Annotated in this window: 12 protein-coding genes; 10 read left to right on the top strand and 2 right to left on the bottom strand. The window is 70.7% G+C overall.

What is annotated here, in order from left to right; genetic code table 11:
• The first annotated feature begins 44 nt into the window (after nucleotides 1-44).
• The 9 genes from gspL to V4F39_RS20945 all read left to right on the top strand — a co-directional run bounded on the left by gspL (nucleotide 45) and on the right by V4F39_RS20945 (nucleotide 10,608).
• Nucleotides 45-1,283: a type II secretion system protein GspL gene (gspL, locus tag V4F39_RS20985; protein WP_332291886.1), complete on the top strand. Its 1,239-nt coding sequence runs from the start codon at nucleotides 45-47 to the stop codon at nucleotides 1,281-1,283.
• Nucleotides 1,280-1,798 (top strand): type II secretion system protein GspM, encoded by a 519-nt coding sequence (gene gspM / locus V4F39_RS20980; protein WP_332291885.1) that lies wholly within the window; start codon nucleotides 1,280-1,282, stop codon nucleotides 1,796-1,798. Before gspL ends, gspM begins: the two co-directional genes overlap by 4 nt.
• Nucleotides 1,795-2,670, top strand: coding sequence for a type II secretion system protein N (gspN, locus tag V4F39_RS20975; protein ID WP_332291884.1), 876 nt, complete (start codon nucleotides 1,795-1,797; stop codon nucleotides 2,668-2,670). The genes gspM and gspN overlap by 4 nt, the downstream gene beginning before the upstream one ends.
• 4 nt (nucleotides 2,671-2,674) lie before the next feature.
• Nucleotides 2,675-4,924 carry a type II secretion system secretin GspD gene (gspD, locus tag V4F39_RS20970; RefSeq protein ID WP_332291883.1) on the top strand — a complete coding sequence of 750 codons (2,250 nt, stop codon included), beginning with the start codon at nucleotides 2,675-2,677 and terminating at the stop codon, nucleotides 4,922-4,924.
• Nucleotides 4,925-5,037: 113 nt separating this feature from the next.
• Nucleotides 5,038-6,459 carry a type II secretion system ATPase GspE gene (gene gspE, locus V4F39_RS20965; protein ID WP_332291882.1) on the top strand — a complete coding sequence of 474 codons (1,422 nt, stop codon included), beginning with the start codon at nucleotides 5,038-5,040 and terminating at the stop codon, nucleotides 6,457-6,459.
• A gap of 41 nt (nucleotides 6,460-6,500) precedes the next feature.
• On the top strand, nucleotides 6,501-7,727 hold the full coding sequence (gene gspF / locus V4F39_RS20960; RefSeq protein ID WP_332291880.1) for a type II secretion system inner membrane protein GspF: 1,227 nt from the start codon (nucleotides 6,501-6,503) through the stop codon (nucleotides 7,725-7,727).
• Nucleotides 7,724-8,497, top strand: a complete 774-nt coding sequence (locus V4F39_RS20955) for a GGDEF domain-containing protein (protein WP_332291878.1) — start codon at nucleotides 7,724-7,726, stop codon at nucleotides 8,495-8,497. Before gspF ends, V4F39_RS20955 begins: the two co-directional genes overlap by 4 nt.
• A gap of 139 nt (nucleotides 8,498-8,636) precedes the next feature.
• Nucleotides 8,637-9,647 carry an AAA family ATPase gene (locus V4F39_RS20950; RefSeq protein WP_332291877.1) on the top strand — a complete coding sequence of 337 codons (1,011 nt, stop codon included), beginning with the start codon at nucleotides 8,637-8,639 and terminating at the stop codon, nucleotides 9,645-9,647.
• Nucleotides 9,648-9,681: 34 nt separating this feature from the next.
• Nucleotides 9,682-10,608, top strand: coding sequence for a 5'-nucleotidase (locus tag V4F39_RS20945; RefSeq protein ID WP_332291875.1), 927 nt, complete (start codon nucleotides 9,682-9,684; stop codon nucleotides 10,606-10,608).
• A 93-nt stretch (nucleotides 10,609-10,701) separates the two neighbouring features.
• Here V4F39_RS20945 and V4F39_RS20940 read toward each other — a convergent pair whose 3' ends face one another.
• Together V4F39_RS20940 and V4F39_RS20935 are read right to left on the bottom strand one after the other, a co-directional pair.
• A complete protein-coding gene (locus V4F39_RS20940; protein WP_332291874.1) occupies nucleotides 10,702-12,603 on the bottom strand; it encodes a hypothetical protein in 1,902 nt (633 codons plus the stop codon).
• An 81-nt stretch (nucleotides 12,604-12,684) separates the two neighbouring features.
• Nucleotides 12,685-14,763, bottom strand: coding sequence for a M14 family zinc carboxypeptidase (locus V4F39_RS20935; protein WP_332291873.1), 2,079 nt, complete (start codon nucleotides 14,761-14,763; stop codon nucleotides 12,685-12,687).
• A 510-nt stretch (nucleotides 14,764-15,273) separates the two neighbouring features.
• Between V4F39_RS20935 and V4F39_RS20930 the strand changes: the two genes are divergently transcribed.
• Nucleotides 15,274-16,176, top strand: a complete 903-nt coding sequence (locus tag V4F39_RS20930) for a glutamate/aspartate ABC transporter substrate-binding protein (protein ID WP_332291872.1) — start codon at nucleotides 15,274-15,276, stop codon at nucleotides 16,174-16,176.
• The last annotated feature ends 6 nt before the right edge of the window (nucleotides 16,177-16,182 follow it).

The following is a 16,182-nucleotide window of genomic DNA, read 5'->3' as shown; positions in this document are numbered from 1 at the left end:
TCCAATTGCTGCCGTCATGCAAAGCCGTTAGCCTCGCCCCCTCCATGTCGATCCTAGTAGTCAAGATACCGCCGCGCGAACGGCTGAAGCCTGGTCGCGGCGATGCGCCGGAACGCAGCGCCAGCGAGTACGCCTATGTGCTGAGCAACGACGGCCTGGCCGTCAGCGGCGAGGGCCGCTGCGCGCCCTCGCTGCTGCCCAAGGCCGACACCGTGGTCGCCGTGCTGGCCGACACCGACGTCAGCTGGCAACGCGTCACGCTGCCGCGCGCACCGGCTGCAAGGCTGCGCGCGGCGCTCGTGGGCGTGCTGGAAGAGACCCTGCTCGAAGATGCGGAGGACATGCACTTCGCGCTCGCGCCCGGCAGCGCGGCCGGCCAGCCTGCCTGGGTGGCCGCGCTGCCGCGGGCCTGGCTGACGCTGCACCTGTCCGCCCTGGAAACCGCCGGCCTTTCGGTGGAGCGGGTGCTGCCCTCGGCCTGGCCCGACGACACCGCGCTCGGCCATTTCGCCGAGGCGCAGGGGGCCGCCGACGAGCCGCCGACGCTGACCTGGTCCGATGCGAACGGCGTGCTCACGCTCGGGCTGCAGGGCGGCTTCGCACGGCAGATGCTGCCCCAGTGGATCGCCGGCGCCTCGCGCTGGAGCGCCACCCCCGGCGCCGCCACCGCCGCCGAGAACTGGCTGGGGTCGCCGGTGCAGGTGCTGGGCGAGGACGAGCGTGCGCTGCAGGCGGTGCGCTCGCGCTGGAACCTGCGCCAGTTCGAGCTGGCACCCCGCCACCGCGGCACCCAGGCCGTGCGCGAGGCGTTCCGCCGCTTCATGAGCCCGGCGTACCGGCCCGTGCGCTGGGGCCTCGCGACCCTGGCGGTCGTGCAGGTCATCGGCCTGAACCTGTGGGCCTGGCACGAGCGGCAGGAGATGGAGCAGCGCCGCGTGGCCATGGTCGAGTTGCTGAAGACGGCGCATCCGCAGGTGCGCGCGGTGCTCGACGCACCGCTGCAGATGCAGCGGGAGACGGACCAGTTGCGGGTGGCCGCCGGCAAGCCGGGCGACACCGACCTGGAGACGCTGTTGAACGTCGCCGCCTCGGCATGGCCCCAGGGCGCCGCGCCGGCCGCGTCCTTGCGCTTCGAGCCCGGCCGGCTGAGCTTCACCGCGCTCGATTGGGGACCCCAGCAGATCGAGCAGTTCCGCGGCCAGCTCCGGCCGGCGGGCTGGCGGGTCGAGGAGAACAACGGCGCCCTCACGCTGAGCCGCGCGCCGGCAGGGGGACGGTCATGAGCGCGGTGCTGAGCCCCGCCCAGGGCGGCCTGGCGGCGGTGCGCGCGCAGCTGCGCGCACGCTGGCGCAGCCTGGCGCAGCGGGAACGGCGGCTGGTCGCGGCCGCGTCGATCGTCATCGGCTTCGCGCTGGTGTGGATGGTCGCGGTGCAGCCCGCCTGGCACACGCTGCGCAGCGCGCCCGCCGAGATCGACCGCCTCGAGGCCCAGCTGCAGCAGATGCGCATCGAGGCCGCCGAGAGCCAGTCGCTGCGCAATGCCCCCCGGGTCAACCTGGCCCAGGCGAGCGAGGCGCTGCGCAGCAGCACCGCGCAGCTGGGCGACAAGGGCAAGCTGCAGATCATCGGCGACCGCGCCACGCTCACGCTGACCAACGTCGACGGCGACCGCCTGCGCCGGTGGCTCGCCGAGGCACGCAGCGGCGCGCGGGCGAGGCCGGTCGAGGCGACCCTCACCCGCGGCCCGCAGGGCCATTCGGGCACGCTGGTGGTCGCGCTGCCGGGCAATGCGCCATGACGCGCTGGACTGCGCTGCGCCCGCGGCGTCGCGGACCGCACGGCGCCCAGGCGCTGCCCGACGGGACGGCCCCTGCGCCCCGCCGCACGCGCCGCTGGGGCTTCGCCGGCGCCGCGGCCGGGCTGCTGCTGGCCTTCATCGCCTTTGCGCCGGCCACCTGGCTCGCGCGCGGCGTCGCATCCGCCACCGGGGAGCATCTGCTGCTGGCGCAGACGCGCGGCACGGTCTGGTCGGGCAGTGCGCTGCCCGTGCTGACCGCGGGGCCCGAGAGCCGCACCGCGCTGGCCCTGCCCGGCCGGCTCGAATGGTCGGTGCGCTGGCGGGGCTGGTCGGTGGACCTGCTGCTGCGCCAGCCCTGCTGCCTCGCGGGCGAGGTCGTGCTGCGGCTGCAGCCCGGCTTCGGCCGGCTGCTGGTCGCCGTGCAGCCCTCGCAGGCCGGAGGGCTGATCGGCCAATGGCCGGCGGGCTGGCTGGCCGGGCTGGGCACGCCGTGGAACGCGCTGCAGCTCTCGGGCACCGTGCAGCTCCAGTCGCAAGGCCTGGCCATCGAGCAGGTGGCGGGTCGCACCCGCTTCACCGGCGAGGCGACGCTCGAACTCGCCAATGCCGCCACCCCGCTCGCCCCGCTGGACTCGCTGGGCAGCTACCGCATGACGCTGCGCGGCGACGCCGCCAGCGGCGAGGCCTCCACCATCACCCTCACCACGCTCGAAGGCGCGCTGCAGGCCAGCGGCCAGGGGCAATGGGGCGAGGGCCGGCTGCGATTTCGCGGCGAACTCCGGGCCGCCGACGGCCAGGAGGGCGCCCTGTCCAATCTGCTGAACATCGTCGGGCGGCGCCAGGGAGCGCTGTCCGTCATCTCGATCGGATGACTTCATGAAATACCGACTCCTGGCCACCCACATGGCCCGCCGCAAGCGCGATGCGCTGGTCGGCGCCCTGGTGTGCGCGGGCATGCTCGCACCGCCGCCGCTCGCTGCCCAGACGCCCCCCCGCAACCTGCCGGCCATCCGGACCAACACCCCGGTGACGCTGAACTTCGTCAATGCCGACATCGAGGCCGTGACCCGCGCGATGGGGGCCATCCTCGACAGGCAGTTCCTCGTCGATCCCCGCGTGAAGGGCACCATCACGGTCTACAGCGAACAGCCGCTGCCGGTGGCGATGGCCTACCAGAACTACCTCGCCGCGCTGCGCGGCCTGGGCTTTGCCGTGGTCGAGAGCGGGGGCCTGCTGAAGGTGGTGCCGGAAGCCGACGCGAAGCTGCAGACGGGCACCGTCACGATCGGCGGCGGCGCGCCGCGGGGCGACCAGGTCATCACGCAGATCTTCCGGCTCAGCCACGAGAACCCGAACAACCTCGTGGCCATCCTGCGCCCCCTGATCAGCGCCAACAACACCATCAACGCGAACCCCAGCAACAGCACGCTGGTCATCACCGACTACGCGGACAACCTGCAGCGCCTGGGCAAGATCATCTCTGCGCTCGACCAGCCGGCGGCCACCGACATCGAGGTCGTGCCGCTGCAGCATGCGGTGGCCAGCGACATGGCCGCGCTCGTCCAGCGGCTGGCCGAAGGCGGCGTCGGCGGTGCCACGCCAGGTGTCCCGGCCCCCGCCGCCCCCGGCGGCAGCGGCAGCTCCTCGGTGCTGGCCGATCCGCGCAGCAACACGCTGATCGTGCGGGCCTCCAACCCGGTGAAGCTGGCGCAGATCCGCTCGATCATCGAGAAGCTCGACCGCCCGGTGCACGGCGGCGGCCCCGGCGGCAACATCTGGGTCGTCTACCTGAAGAACGCCGATGCGGTGAAGCTCGCCACCGTGCTGCGCGCGGCGTTCTCGCCCGGCGGCGGCGGCGGCGGCGGATCGGGCAGCAGCAGCACCGGTTCGAGCAGCAGCTTCAGCGCGCTCCAGAACACGAGCAGCAACACCAGCGGGGGCCTGGGCTCGTCCTCGTCGTCGTCCTCCAGCGGCGGGCTGGGCAACTCGGCCGCCACCTCGCCGATCCAGGCGTCGCAGGGGCCGTCGACCGGCGGCTTCATCCAGGCCGATCCGTCGACCAACTCGCTGATCATCACCGCGCCCGAACCGCTGTACCGACAGGTGCGTGCGGCCATCGACCAGCTCGACACGCGCCGCGCGCAGATCTACGTCGAGTCGATGATCGTGAAGGTCAACGCCGAGAAGCTCGGCCAGGTCGGGGTGCAGTGGCAGCACCTGTTCGGCAACTCGGGCGACAACACCCTGATCGGCCTGGGCACCAACTCCAACATCACTGGCGGCAACATCCTGGGGCTGACGGCGGCCACGGCCGGCGGGGTCGAGGGCGTGGCCGGCGCGATCGGCAGCGTGCCGCAGGGCCTGAACATCGGCCTGGTCAAGAAGATCGGCAGCTACTACACGCTGGGCGCGATCGCCAACTTCCTCGAGAACAACGTCGGCGCCAACCTGCTGTCGACGCCGAACCTGATCTCGCTCGACAACGAGGAGGCCAAGATCGTGATCGGCCAGAACGTGCCCTTCGTCACCGGCACCTACGCCAACACGACCGGCAGCAGCACGGTGAATCCGTTCCAGACGATCGAGCGCCAGGACGTGGGCCTGACGCTGCGCATCAAGAGCCAGATCGGCGAAGGCGGCACGGTGCGCATGACGATCTACCAGGAGAACTCCTCCGTGCTGGGCACCAGCGCCACCGCCGGCCCGACCACCGACAAGAGCAGCATCGAGACCTCGGTGGTGGTCGACGACGGCCAGATCATGGTGCTCGGCGGCCTGCTGAAGGACGAGTACACCGACGGCGAGGACCGCATCCCGGGCCTGAGCAACATCCCCGTGGTGGGCAACCTCTTCCGCAACGAGCAACGCAAGCGCGTGAAGACCAACCTGATGGTCTTCCTGCGGCCGGTGGTCATCCGCGACCAGGCGACCGCCAACTCGCTGACGGTCGACCGCTACGAATCGATCCGCGCGCTGCAGCAGAACGGGCAGCCCCGGCCCAGCATCGTGATCCCGGTCAACGATGCACCCGTCCTGCCCGCCCTGCCCGTGGCCCCGGCGGCGCCGGTGCCGCGGCCGCTCGGCGAAGGCGTGCTGCCACCCGAAACGCCTGCCTCGCAGCCCTGAGCCATGAAACACCCTGCGTCAATCTGCTTGCGGGCCGAGCGCCGGGCCGCTCCCCAGTCGGCCCGCATCCCCGTGGGGGATCGACCGACGTACTCGGCGGGCGAGGGGCTGTCATGAGCGCTCGCCACCCCCTGCCCTACGCCTTCGCGAAGGCGCACACGCTGCTGCTCGAGGACAACGGCGAGCAGCTCACGCTGTACTGCGGCGACACGTCGCCGGCCACGGCGATGTCCGAGGTGCTGAGGCTCTACGACATCGCCACCTTCGAGCGCGAGGCCAGCGCCACGCTGGGCCAGCGCATCGCCAGCGCCTATGCGGGCGGGGAGTCCAGCGCCGCGGCCGTGGTGGGCGAGGTGGAAAGCGCCGTCGACCTAAGCCGGCTGATGCAGGACCTGCCCGCGGTGGAAGACCTGCTCGAAGCCGCCAACGACGCCCCCATCATCCGCATGCTCAACGCGCTGCTGACGCAGGCTGCGAAGGACGGCGCGAGCGACATCCACATCGAGCCCTACGAGCGCAGCTCCAGCGTGCGCTTCCGCGTCGACGGCACGCTGCGCGAGGTGGTGCAGCCCAACCGCGCGCTGCACGCGGCGCTGATCTCGCGCCTGAAGATCATGGCCGAGCTCGACATCGCCGAGAAGCGCATGCCGCAGGACGGCCGCATCTCGCTGCGCATCGGCGGCCGCGCGATCGACGTGCGTGTCTCCACGCTGCCCAGCGCCCACGGCGAACGCGCAGTGCTGCGCCTGCTCGACAAGACCGAATCGAAGTTCACGCTCGAAGGCCTGGGCATGAGCGGCGACACGCTGTCGCGCTTCGACCGCCTGATCCAGCAGCCGCACGGCATCGTGCTCGTCACCGGCCCGACCGGCTCGGGCAAGACGACGACGCTGTACGCCTCGCTCGCCCGGGTCGACACCAGCACCACCAACGTGCTGACGGTGGAAGACCCGGTGGAGTACGAACTGCCCGGCATCGGCCAGACGCAGGTCAACGCCAAGATCGACCTCACCTTCGCAAAGGCGCTGCGCGCCATCCTGCGGCAGGACCCGGACGTGATCATGATCGGCGAGATCCGCGACTTCGAGACCGCGCAGATCGCCATCCAGGCCTCGCTGACGGGCCACTTGGTGCTGGCCACGCTGCACACCAACGATGCCCCCAGCGCCGTGACCCGCCTCACCGACATGGGGGTCGAACCGTTCCTGCTCAGCTCGAGCCTGCTGGGCGTACTCGCGCAGCGGCTGGTGCGCAAGCTGTGCGGCGAGTGCAAGCGCGTCGACGCCCACGGCCAATGGCACCCGGTGGGCTGCCCGGCCTGCAGCATGAGCGGCTACAAGGGCCGCACCGGCGTCTACGAGCTGATGGTGTCGGACGAACGCGTGAACGCGCTGATCCACGAACGCGCCGCAGAAAGCGAGCTGCTCGCCGCAGCGCGCAAGTCGGGCCTGCGCTCGATGCGCGAAGACGGCGACCGCCTGGTCGCCGCCGGCGTCACGTCGCCCGAAGAAGTGCTGCGCGTGACGCGGTCATGACGGCCTCCGCGCTCCCCGACCCGCGCCCTCGCTGAAGACCCATGCCCGCCTACCGTTTCGAAGCCCTCGACGCCGCCGGCAAGTCGTCCACCGGCCTGCTGGAAGCCGACAACGCCCGCGCGGCCCGGGCGCAGCTGCGTGCGCAGGCGCTGGTGCCGCTGGCCGTCTCGCCGGTGGGCGCGGCCTCCGCGCCTTCCGCACTCGACGGCGGCCCGGCCCGCGGCGGCCGCCGCGTGTTCAATACCACCGCGCTGACGGTCTGGACCCGGCAGCTGGCCGGGCTGGTGGGTTCAGGCCTGCCGCTCGAACGGGCACTGACGGCCCTGTCGGACGAAGCCGACGACACCCGGCAGCGCGAGCTGATCGCCCATCTCAAGAGCGAAGTCAACGCCGGTGCCAGCTTCGCCCGCGCGCTGGCGAGCGCGCCGCGCGACTTCGACGACGTGTACCGCGCCGTGGTGGCGGCCGGCGAGCAGAGCGGCGCGCTCGGCATCGTGCTGGAGAAGATGGCCGACGACCTCGAGGAGCGGCAGGCCCTGCGCGCCAAGCTCATCGGCGCCGCGCTGTACCCGGCGATCGTGTCGCTGATCGCCGTGGTGATCGTCATCTTCCTGGTCACCTACGTCGTGCCGCAGGTGGCCTCGGTCTTCACCAACAGCAAGCGGGCGCTGCCGGGCCTCACCGTGGCGATGCTCGCGATCAGCGACTTCGTGCGCCACTACGGCTGGTTCGCGCTGCTGGCGATCGCCGGCGGCTTCGGGACGCTGATGTTCGCGCTGCGCAACGAGGGCTTCCGCCAGCGCTTCGACGCCGGCTGGCTGACGCTGCCGCTGATCGGCCGGCTGGCGCGGGGCTACAACGCCGCGCGCTTCGCCAGCACGCTGGCCATGCTCGCCGGGGCCGGCGTGCCCATCCTGAAGGCGCTGCAGGCGGCGGCGGAGACGCTGTCGAACCGCGCGATGCGCGCCGACGCGATGGATGCGCTGGTGCGTGTGCGCGAGGGCGCGCCGCTGGCCTCAGCGATGGCGGGCAAGAAGCGCTTCCCCGGGCTGCTGGCGATGTTCGCGCGGCTCGGCGAACAGACCGGCACGCTGCCCGCCATGCTCGGTCGTGCCGCCGCGCAGATGGGCGCCGAGGTGCAGCGCCGCGCGATGGCGCTGGCCACGCTGCTGGAGCCGCTGCTGATCGTGGCCATGGGCATCGTGGTGATGCTGATCGTGCTGGCCGTGCTGCTGCCGATCATCCAGCTCAACACCTGGGTGAAGTGAGCACGCCGGCGGCGCCCAACCCCGGATCGGCAGCGCCGCTGCGCCGCCTGCTGCTGAACCTGGGACCGCGCCGCGCCGCATTGCTGGCGATGGCCGTGGCCGCTCCGCTGGCCGCGCTGATCGCGGCGGCCGTGCTCGCGCTGGCCCATGTGCCGACCAGCGCCTGGACCTGGCCGCTGCTGGGCGCCGCCCTGCCCGCGATGCTGGCCGCGCCGTCGGCCGTGCGGCTGCTGGTGCGGCTGCTGCAGGAAGTGGACGACGCCCATGCCGAAGCCGAGCGCCTCGCGCTGATCGACCCGCTCACCGGCGTGTGCAGCCGGCGCCAGTTCTTCGTCTTCGCGGAGGCCGAGCTGCTGCGCAGCCGGCGCGCGCAGGTGCCGATGTCGGTGCTGGTGATCGACATCGACGCGCTGCGCCATATCAACGATGCGCGGGGCCACGACGCCGGCGACGACGTGCTCCAGCGCGTCGCGCAGGCCTGCCGCAGCGGCCTGCGCGATTACGACACGCTGGCGCGCCATGGCGGCGACAGCTTCGCCGTGCTGCTGCCGCAGACCGGCACGGACACCGCCGTCACCATCGGGGAGCGCGTGCGCACCGCGGTGGCTGAGCTCGGGCCCGTGGCGCCGGCCGCGCCGGTGACCGTCACGATCGGCGCGGCGACGCTGGAGAGCGGCGATGCCGGCACCGTCGACACGCTCATGGAAAGCGCCGAGCAGGCCCTCGCGCGCGCCCAGCAGGCCGGCCGCAACCGCGTCGCCACGCAGTAACCACCCGGTGCCGCGGGGTGGCTTCAGGCGCGATACTTGCTCACACTTGGATGGCAATTGCGGCGTCTTTGACCTGCTGATCGCACCTTGGTCGCGGGCACGTTGCGCTGCAATGAAGCTGCACGGCAAGGAGGCTCGCATGGTCGAAACAACCCCCACCAGCACCGACCTGGTTCCGATCCCGAACGGAACGAACATCCCCCTGGCGCAGATGCGCAGCGTCTACCGCATGGACGAGGTCGAGCGCAAGCTGGCCAAGCTGCCGCCCAAGGAACACGAGAGCCTGCGCTCCACCTACGAGCGCATGCTCGTCAAGGGCGCCGAGCGCTTCCAGGTCAAGCCCTCCGGCCTGCCGGCGATGGAGCACCTCTACGACGAGCTGCCCAACTTCCACGAGGCGCTCGACGACGTGCGGCGCCAGCTCGCGCTGTGCCACGACAGCCGCGATGCGCTGGAGATCACCCCGATGCTGCTGCTCGGCCCGCCGGGCGTCGGCAAGACGCACTTCGCGCGCGAGGTCGCGCAGCTGCTCGGCACCGGCATGGGCTTCGTCTCGATGAGCAGCCTGACGGCCGGCTGGGTGCTGTCGGGCGCGTCGTCGCAGTGGAAGGGTGCGCGGCCGGGCAAGGTCTTCGAGACGCTGGTCGACGGCGCCTATGCCAACCCGGTGATGGTCGTCGACGAGATCGACAAGGCCCGCGGCGAGCATGCCTACGACCCGCTGGGCGCGCTGTACAGCCTGCTCGAGCACGACACCGCGCACAGCTTCACCGACGAATTCGCCGAGGTGCCCATCGACGCCAGCCAGATGATCTGGGTGGCCACCGCGAACGACGAGCGCGCGATCCCCGAGCCCATCCTGAACCGGATGAACGTCTACGAGGTGCAGGCGCCGGACCGCGACGCCGCCCGCTCGATCGCGCTGCGGCTGTACGCGGGCATCCGGGGCGGCCACGACTGGGGCCGCCGCTTCGAGCCCGAGCCGCCCGAGGCGGTGCTCGACCGCATGGCCGAGCTGGCGCCGCGCGAGATGCGCCGCGCATGGATGGCGGCCTTCGGCAACGCGCGGCTGGACGGCCGCGACCGCATTGAGCTGCGCGACCTGCCGGGCGGCCACGCCCGCCGCCCGCCGATCGGCTTCCACCACTGACGACGCCGCGGGGTGCGGCCGTATCATCGGCCGCATGCCCGTCACGCTCGACGGCCGCCTCGTGGTGGCCATCTCCTCGCGCGCCCTCTTCGACTTCGAGGAAGAGAACCGCATCTTCGAGGCGCACGACGACCGCGCCTACATGCAGCTGCAGCTGCAGCGCCTGGAGCAACCGGCACGCCCCGGCGTGGCGTTTTCGCTGGTGCACAAGCTGCTCGCCTTCAACGGCACCGATCCGGCGGCGCAGCGGCTGACCGAAGTGGTGATCCTCTCGCGCAACGACCCGGTGTCGGGCATGCGGGTGTTCCGCTCGGCGCAGCACTATGGCCTGCCGGTCGAGCGCGGCGTGTTCACCCGCGGCGAAAGCCCGTGGCGCTACCTGCGGCCACTGAACGCACACCTGTTCCTGTCGACCAACGAGGCGGACGTGCGCTCGGCGTTGGAGGCCGGCGTGCCGGCGGCGCGGGTCTTCCCTCACTCGAAGCGCGCCTCCGATGCGCACCCGAACGAGGTGCGCATCGCCTTCGACGGCGATGCCGTGCTGTTCTCGGACGAGGCCGAGCGGGTCTTTCGGCACGGGGGGCTCGACGCCTTCCAGTCCCACGAGCGGGAGCATGCCGTCACACCGCTGGCCGCGGGGCCGTTCAAGCCCCTGCTGCAGGCGCTGCACACCTTGCAGCAGCAGGCCCCGGCGACCGGCATGCGCCTGCGCACGGCGCTGGTGACGGCCCGCAGCGCACCGGCGCATGAACGCGCGATCCGCACGCTGATGGACTGGCACATCGACGTCGACGCCGCGATGTTCCTGGGCGGGCTGCCCAAGGGCGAGTTCCTGCGCGAGTTCGAGCCCGACTTCTTCTTCGACGACCAGACGGGGCACATCGAGAACGCCGCTGGCCACGTCCCGGCGGGGCATGTGGCCAGCGGCATCGCGAACATCGTGGTGACGCCGGGCCGCTGAAAGAAAAAAGCCCGGCAGCGCCCAGGGGGCGGCTGCCGGGTCGCTCAGGGCCGCAGCATGCTGCGGCCCTGCTCCCTGGCGCTGGTCAGGCCATCACAGCGGCACGGCGCAGCGTGCGGTTGCGTCGGTCGGCCGGCCGGCCGGCGTGAAGGTCGTGACGGTGCCCGGCACGCCGATGTTGAGGCGGCGCTGCGCTGCACCGGCGGAGGCAGCCGTGCCCGTTCCCACGACGAACTGCTTCAGCAGGCCATCCGACGGATCGACCTGCGTGAAGGGCAGCACGGCGCCGTTGGTGCTCGAGATGTCGCACGCCACGGTGGCGCTGCTGCCGGTCGGCGCCTGCCAGAAGGTCATGACGTCGTTCGGGCCGCGGACGTAGAGGTACTGCGTGCGGTTGCCCGTGCCGGGGTTCACCGTGCGGGTGAAGAAGCGGCCCGACCAGATGCGCGAACGGGTCGCCTCGTTCAGTCCGGAGTACGCCTTCGCCGACGCCGCCGTGCCGAGCTTCACCATGCGCAAGCCCGTCATCGACAGGCTGCCGTCCGCCTGCAGCGAGGCCACGCCCGGCGTGCTCGGGACGGCGAGGGCGCCGTTGAACGCGACGGTGGGCGTCTCGCCGAACTCGAACACCGGCTGGGCCGGCGCCGGCGAACCGGATGCCGGGACGGCCTGGGCGTATGTGCCCTTGCGCATGCCGGGGTAGCGGGCGGTCTCCAGCGCGGGCGCAGTGCCGGTGGCCGGATCGTGCTGCGAATAGAACGTGCTGTGGACGAACGTGCCGTCGCCGAACATCACCAGCACCTCGGGCTCCGCGCTGCCGTCAGGCCGCACCCAGGCGCCGACGACACCAGACGCACTCGACACGCGGCTGAGGTTCAGGCCCGCGCCGGTGAGCTGGTCACCGTTCAGCGTCACGCCCGTCAGCGCACCCGCCTGCGGGCCGGAGACTTCGGCGGCATCCAGCACCGTGGTCGTGAGCGTGCCGTTGGCGAAGGTGTAGCGACCGTAGCGGGCGCCGAAGCCGTTGTCGAACAGCGTGCTGGTCGTCGAACTGGTCGTGATCACCCGGTGCATGTAGGCACCATCGGGCAGGAACACGTAGAGCTCGGTGACCGTCTCGCCGGTCGGCAGCGTCTTGGTGCCGGTCCACGCGCCTTCGATCGGGGCGGCTTGGGTCTTCGTGGCGAGCGCCGCCACGGTGGCCAGCGTGGCCGGCGTAGGCACCAGGCTGTCTTTGATGGAAGCGAACAGCACGTCGCGCTGGGCCTCCGTCAGCGAGGCACTGACCTGCGATGCGAGTTGCTGCAGCGAACCGGTCGCCACCAGGCCCAGCGCGCCGAAGCCCGCCTTGCCGGTGAGGCCCGAGGTCTCCGCCGTCTCGGCGAAGCCACGCGTCAGGATCTGGCCGATGCCGTACATGCGCGCACGCTTCGCGGCGTAGGCATCGTTGGCTTCGGCCGGCAGCGGCAGGTAGTTCGAGTAGACCGTCAGGCCCCCCGTGTCGCCGGCCGTGCCCACCAGGCGGTTGCTCAGCGTGATCTCGGCCTGCGCCAGGTTCGCGGAACGTCCGCCGTCCAACTCCGATTGCAGCAAGGTCGTGAACGGCGAGATCAGCGCCCCCTTGCCGGCGGGCGCGGCCAGGGTGTAGCTCTTCTTCACCGGACCGTAGTCAGCGTCGGTGGTCGTCCCGGCCGCCGCCACCGCCAGCACCGTGTGCGCCGCCAGCAGGTCCTCGGGCGCCTCGAGCTTGAAGCTGCCGTTGGCCGCAGTCGCCGCGGAGGGTTCGTCGGCATCGCACACGCGGTTTTCATTCACATCGAGGCAGACCTTGGCATTGCCCAGGGCGCCATCGATGACCATGCCTTCGAGCGTCGCGGCAGGGCCGCCCGGCGTGTCGCCGTCGCCGCCGCCGCTGCCGCCGCAGGCGGCCAACGCCAGCACCGAGGCGCTGTACACCGTGGTCAGCAGCAGCCGCTTCTTCGTCGTCAAGTTCATCTGTAAATCCTTTTTCGATCGTTGCGCCCCACGGACCGCCTCATCGTGCAGGCCCGAGGGGCAGAAAAAACAGGCCCCTGCTCAGTGGCTGCGGCGACGGCGCAGGCCGACCAGCGCTGCGAGGCCCGCGGCCATCGCGCCCAGATCGAACCAGCCCAGTGCACCGCCGCCACCGGAACTGCGCTTCTCGGTGACGTCCAGGAACGCGGCCGACACGGCGCCCGGCTTGCCGTCGGCGTTGGTACCTTGCACGTAGACCATGTGGCGGCCGGCCGGCAGCCCGTCGGTCTTCAGCTCGACCGAGGCGGTCTTGGTCGCGTCGGGATAATCGGACTTGGCCTGGTCCGACGCCGACAGCGTCATGTCCTGGCCCTGCGCGCCCGGCTCCCAGGGCAGCTGGTTGATGTAGGCCTTGGCGCCGGTCACGTTGTAGACCACCGGGTACGGCGGCGGCTTGATCGTGGACTGGCCCGCGTTGGAGTAGCGGTAGCGGTTGTCGTCGATCGTCGCGGTGACCGTCACCGTCTTGCCCGACTCCACCGTCGCCGCACCCACCTTCACGTCCACCGTGTCGGGGCCGAACGGCAGCTTGTAGACGCGGTGCAGCACGCGGCTCAGGTAATGGAAGCCGTTGAAGTTCTCCGGATAGGTCTCGCGCTCGAACACGCCGCAGTCCTCGTAGAACGACCGGCCCATTTCCACCGTGTAGGCCGGCGCACCGAGGTAGCCGTAGGCGGCGTCCTTGGTCGTGCCTTCGGTGTTGTAGCTCAGGAGCTGCTGCGACGAATACCGGTTGTGGTAGGACAGGCGCTGGGCGATGACGGCCATGCCCTTGTTGTTGGGCGTGTGGGTGTTGAAGCCGTTCTCGGCCCGCTCCACGCCCCACGGCCACAGCACGGCGCGCGCATTGCTGTGCAGGTCGATGAACACGCCGCCCGGATAATCCTCGCTCGCGCCGGACGTCCAGTCGAGTTCACCCGTGCCGTTGTTGTCGCGGTTCTCGGGGTTGCAGTAGGTCGAGCTCTTCGGGCGGCCGTCGGGCAGCGCCCCGCCTTCCCAACGGCACGCGGCTTGGTTCCAGGTGCCGCGCATGTAGTTCAGCACGGCCTGGGTTTCCGGCTCGGACGCCGGGCCCGTGCCCCGGTAGGTTTCGCCGCAGGTGTTGCCGTCGGAGCCGCCGGTGCCGCCGGTGGCCCAGCCGAACGGGTAGTTGCGGTTCAGGTCGACGCCCGAGCTCAGCGTGTTGGCCACGCCGCCGCTGGTGGTGGTGCAGCGGGCGGTCTCGTAGTTGGTGTTCTTGCGCTGGCGGGCCGAGATGTCCTGCTCCGCGAGCTTGCGGCCGTCCGGGTTGTGGATGACCAGGTGGTACCGGTTGGTGTCCACCATCATGCGGGCATTGGCGTCGGTCTCGTAGTTCTCGAGCAGCCACTCGATGAACTTCACGCCGACTTCCTGCGGCGCGTACTCGCGCGCATGGATGCCGCCGGTCCACAGCATCGCGGGCGGTGCTTCGGCCTGGGCGTCCTGCTTCTCGAAGTTGCCCACCACGATCACCTTGATCGGCGCCGGATCCACCGGGAACAGGCTCAGGTTGAAGCGGGTGACGATCGACGGCGGCAGGTACTTGATCAGCAGGTTCGCGAACGACGAACTGGAGTTGTCGGGCACCGCGGTGCCGACCGGCGGGACCACCTGCTTGGTGCCCATCCACGACTTGCCCAGCGTCTGCACGCGGGCGAGCTTCGGATACTTGGCGGCCAGCTCTTCGTAGGTCGCATAGACCTGCTCGACGGTCCGGTAGCACGAGTGCACGCCGTTGGCGATGCTGCTCGGCTTGGCATTCAGCGCACGCGCGATGTTGCCCGACTTGACGTCCTGCGCCCGCGACTCGATGAAGTGCTTGATCCGCGCCGTCTCCGCCTCGTTGATCTGCGGGCTCAGGCCTGCGGCCTTGAGGGCCTCGAACTCGACCGGCGACACCTCGGCGTGCACCTCCATCTTGTCCTGATCGACGTAGGGGTGGTCGAGCAGCTTGGTCGCGATGGACAGCTGGCTCTCATGCGCGTAGGGCACGACGATGGACAGCACGGCGCCCAACTCCTCGCTGGAGGTATTGGCATCGTGCGCCGGTGCCGCAAGGCTGGCCAGGGCCAGGGCCATTGCGGCGACGAGCTTCGTTGGGCAGGTTGGCTTGGACATTAGTTCCCATCTCCAAAGGCTACGGAACGATCCGCCACGGCGGGATCGACGGCCGGGCTGGCCGATGGGCTCCTCATGCGTGAAACGTGCCAGCGTTCACACTGCTTCACCCTGGGTCACACGACCGCCGCAAAACGGCCATCCGTCGCGCCGGAAAGTTGTATAGACAAGCACACGGATTTCCGTCCGCCCCCCTCTGAACCGGTGGTGTACCGCTCGATCACCCAAGGGTCTTCCCTGATTCCCCGGGCCACTACCGGCGGCGCGGCGCCGCCCGCCCCGGCCCAAGCGCCCTGCGGCCGAAAAACCGACGCCACCGGAAAGCGACGTGACGGATTTCCGATTCCAGGCGCCCCCGGTGCCCGCCGCTGCGGCCGGGATGCCGACGGATCCGCCTCAAAATCGCGTCGACGAGCGTTGGCACGCCTCGTGCAGTAAGAAGTCCACCCGTCGCGGCCCCCGTGCCACCGCATGAAGCATTTCACCGTTCTTGTCCGCATCGTTCTCGCCTGGTCGGCCCTGCTCGCCGCCGGCGCGGGTGCGCATGCGCAGAACGGCGACACGCTGGCCAAGGTTGCCGAGACCGCGACGATCAACCTCGGACACCGCGAGTCGTCGGTGCCGTTCTCCTACTACGACAACAAGCGCCAGGTGGTGGGCTACTCCCACGAGCTGATGCTGAAGATGCTGGACGGGATCCGGGCCGAACTGCGGTTGCCTGCGCTGACGATCAAGCTGGTGCCCGTCACGCCGCAGAACCGCATCCCCCTCGTGCAAAACGGCACCGTCGACATCGAGTGCGGCTCCACGACGCACAACGAGGAGCGCGCCCGGCAGGTCGCCTTCTCCACCTCGATCTTCGTGATCGGCACGCGGCTGATGACCAACCGGCGCTCGGGCATCCGCGATTTCCCCGATCTCGCCGGCCGCAGCGTGGTGGTGACGGCGGCGACCACCTCGGAGCGGCTGCTGCGCACCTTCAACGAGCGCATCGGCGGCACGATCAACATCGTCATCGCGAAGGACCACGGCGAGTCGTTCCAGCTGCTGGAACTCGGCCGTGCCGAGGCCTTCATGATGGACGACGCACTGCTCTATGGCGAACGCGCCAAGGCGCAGCAGCCGGAAGACTGGATCGTCGTCGGCTCGCCGATGTCCGCCGAGGCCTACGGCTGCATGATGAGGCGCGGCGACGTGGCGTTCAAGAAGGTCGTGGATCGCGAGCTCACCCGGCTGATGCAATCGGGCGAGGCGCTGAAGATCTACACAAAGTGGTTCCAGCGGCCCATCCCTCCCAAGGGGCTGAACCTCAACTGGCCGCCCTCCGACGCGCTGCTGGAACTCTACCGGGCGCCCACCGACAAACCCTTGTGACCGGCG

It is taken from the genome of Aquincola agrisoli (genome assembly GCF_036621135.1).
GTDB classification, from domain to species: Bacteria; Pseudomonadota; Gammaproteobacteria; order Burkholderiales; family Burkholderiaceae_C; genus Aquincola; species Aquincola agrisoli.
Note: the sequence above shows the minus strand (reverse complement) of the source record. Positions and strands in the feature narration are given on the sequence as shown.